The following is a 2243-nucleotide window of genomic DNA, read 5'->3' as shown; positions in this document are numbered from 1 at the left end:
TAATCATGAAACCACCGTCTATCTTATCAACTGACAACTGCTCCCAGTCATCGTCAATCATGTTTAGAATTTCAGGAGTATGTTTGTTCAAGTTACTTACGATGATTACTTTTGTTTCAAAAAATATATCCATCAGAGAACCTTCTATGGTTTCTTTTCATAGGGTGTCAACTTCTCAAATTCGAAATCAGTTTTTTTAGCTTCTGTTTCGGTAATTTTGATAGCCTTATTTAAATTAACGTCAGAAGTTACCATTCCGGAAATATTATCCTTTACCAACCAGAAACCATTAACTGTTCGCCAGTAATATGGATTTTCTCCTCTAAAACCTTCTGAAATTTTTTTACCATGCATTTTCAAATCAGTTGTACTGCTCATCACTCCACTCCTGTTTTCTCCAATAGTTCTGGGTTCTCGTGAATGTTGCCAATCACTTCAATGGTGTGTTTATCGTTAGCTGCCCAATACTCCTGACGTGCAATGGATTTTCCAAAGTTAATGCAGTAACCAAACTCAGGTCGATACTCGATATATCCAATTTTGTCATCAGGGGACAAGATAACAACGTGCAACTTTACAATATCGCCTTCATAGATTTCCCTATCGTTCTTATCACGCAGGCCTGTGTACTGTTCAAGAACTCGCTCTTTGCTTAAATCTCCATCGACGTTTTCTGTGTGCTCAAATCTGAAACCAATCATATCGTCAAAATCTTCACGTTCACCATAAGATATGGTGCCACGTTGTGCGTCCCACTCCCTAAACTTAATCTCTCTCATTACTCTTCGCCCCATTCTGCAATGTATTTGTCTGCTGGAAAAATTCGAAAATGACCGTCTGAAGTGTAAACTTTATACCATTCGTCTTCATCTTCGATACGCGTAACCTCTACCTGAGTTTCATAACCACGACCGTCTTTTAGTTTTTCGCCAACTTTTACGATATACGGCTCGTTGACACCTATACCATCAGAAAATACGGCACCTAATCCAACGCTCTGTAAACTTAGTATTTTCATTATCACTCCACCTCTTCTCGGTCGAACATGTCTGGGTTATAACCAGCTTCGACAACTTCTTTTTTTGATAATAAATAAGTTTCATCTTTTTTGTAATCTTCTAGATAACCATCATCGGTGTCACACCACGTTGTGATGATTCCGTATCTGTTAGTTAGTACCCATCTTTTCCCACCATTATCAGTCTTTTTGTATTTCCAGTAATATCTCTTCTCTTTCTCAACAAACTGGTCATGCGCCCAGTCACGAGATTTTGGAAGTGCGATTAAAGCAAGCTCTTGGTTTAGGTCTTTAAACTTATTATTTTCTTCCGCATTTGACGATTTCTGAATTCTAAAATAAATCTCGTCAAGCGTTGATAGTTCAATATCTGCCCTGTTTTTGTCGTCAAGGAGTCGGTCAGCAATCTCAACAATCTTCTGATATTCTTCTTCAGTAAATTTCTTAGTCATTTTTTCGTCTTCCTTTTCTTCAAAGTGATCAGCAACCATTTTTGCCATAAGCTTAGCAATCATTTTTGCTGCTTCATCAGATAATGGCCCGTTCATTGAACGAATTCCATACTTTTTATTTTCAAAAACCACCTATACCAATTCCTCTTTTACCAGTAATTTAAGTTGTAAATTCTTGCAATTTCTTCGTTCACAGGTACACCCTGCAAATGGTATTCAGCCATGCGTTCTTTTTCCTCGTGATGGAACAAGTCGTGATGTTCTCGACACAAGGCAATCAAGCGCCGGCCTCTGTGATTAATCTTCGTGCGGTCGTTTCCGATTCCGACCTTGCTACCTGTTATATGGTGATGGTCTGCTTTCAGTCCGCAAATCACGCAGCGCTTGTTCATCAGGCAGGCATATTCGTAGCGAGCGATGGCTGGGTCGTCTAAGTTGTCTAGTGGTCTCTTGCTTAGTGGCACGTTATGCTGCAAGCAAAACTCCAACAGCATGTTGATAAACGTGTTGGCGTCTGACATGTTTCCACGGCCGTTTGACAAGCTAAAGCCCTCGATATCGTAAAACACATCCATGGCGAAGTAGAATGCCCGCTTAATCAACTCAGGTTCGCCTGCCCATTTGCCACCAATTTCAGCTTTGGCAATATCGCCGATAAGAGCAAATGCAAAATTACGCTGTTTAGGGCTCACAGAACGTCCATCTTGTATGTTTAGTGTGATTACACTATCCTGCACTTTATCGAGCTCATACAGCTTATCTGGGCTTTCTAG

The 2243-nt window shown here is 40.1% G+C and carries 5 protein-coding genes; all 5 read right to left on the bottom strand.

Features of this window, described 5'->3' with window-relative positions:
- Nucleotides 1-144: 144 nt before the first annotated feature.
- Nucleotides 145-378, bottom strand: a complete 234-nt coding sequence (locus tag IV71_RS07455) for a hypothetical protein (RefSeq protein ID WP_010691334.1) — start codon at nucleotides 376-378, stop codon at nucleotides 145-147.
- Nucleotides 378-779: a YopX family protein gene (locus IV71_RS07450; RefSeq protein ID WP_010691333.1), complete on the bottom strand. Its 402-nt coding sequence runs from the start codon at nucleotides 777-779 to the stop codon at nucleotides 378-380. The genes IV71_RS07455 and IV71_RS07450 overlap by 1 nt, the downstream gene beginning before the upstream one ends.
- On the bottom strand, nucleotides 779-1018 hold the full coding sequence (locus tag IV71_RS07445; RefSeq protein ID WP_010691330.1) for a hypothetical protein: 240 nt from the start codon (nucleotides 1016-1018) through the stop codon (nucleotides 779-781). The genes IV71_RS07450 and IV71_RS07445 overlap by 1 nt, the downstream gene beginning before the upstream one ends.
- A 2-nt stretch (nucleotides 1019-1020) precedes the next feature.
- On the bottom strand, nucleotides 1021-1602 hold the full coding sequence (locus IV71_RS07440; protein ID WP_010691329.1) for a hypothetical protein: 582 nt from the start codon (nucleotides 1600-1602) through the stop codon (nucleotides 1021-1023).
- Between the two features lie 17 nt (nucleotides 1603-1619).
- Nucleotides 1620-2243 (bottom strand): putative HNHc nuclease (locus IV71_RS07435; RefSeq protein WP_056995072.1); only part of this gene is annotated, 624 nt, incomplete at its 5' end.

The organism is Fructobacillus fructosus KCTC 3544, assembly GCF_001438695.1.
Taxonomy (GTDB): domain Bacteria; phylum Bacillota; class Bacilli; order Lactobacillales; family Lactobacillaceae; genus Fructobacillus; species Fructobacillus fructosus.
This window is presented reverse-complemented; position numbering and strand designations above follow the sequence as displayed.

Bases quoted from the DNA above. Each gene is read 5' to 3' on its own strand.
- IV71_RS07450 (WP_010691333.1), bottom strand. From the start codon at position 779: ATGAGAGAGATTAAGTTTAGGGAGTGGGACGCACAACGTGGCACCATA.
- IV71_RS07445 (WP_010691330.1), bottom strand. From the start codon at position 1,018: ATGAAAATACTAAGTTTACAGAGCGTTGGATTAGGTGCCGTATTTTCT.
- IV71_RS07455 (WP_010691334.1), bottom strand. From the start codon at position 378: ATGAGCAGTACAACTGATTTGAAAATGCATGGTAAAAAAATTTCAGAA.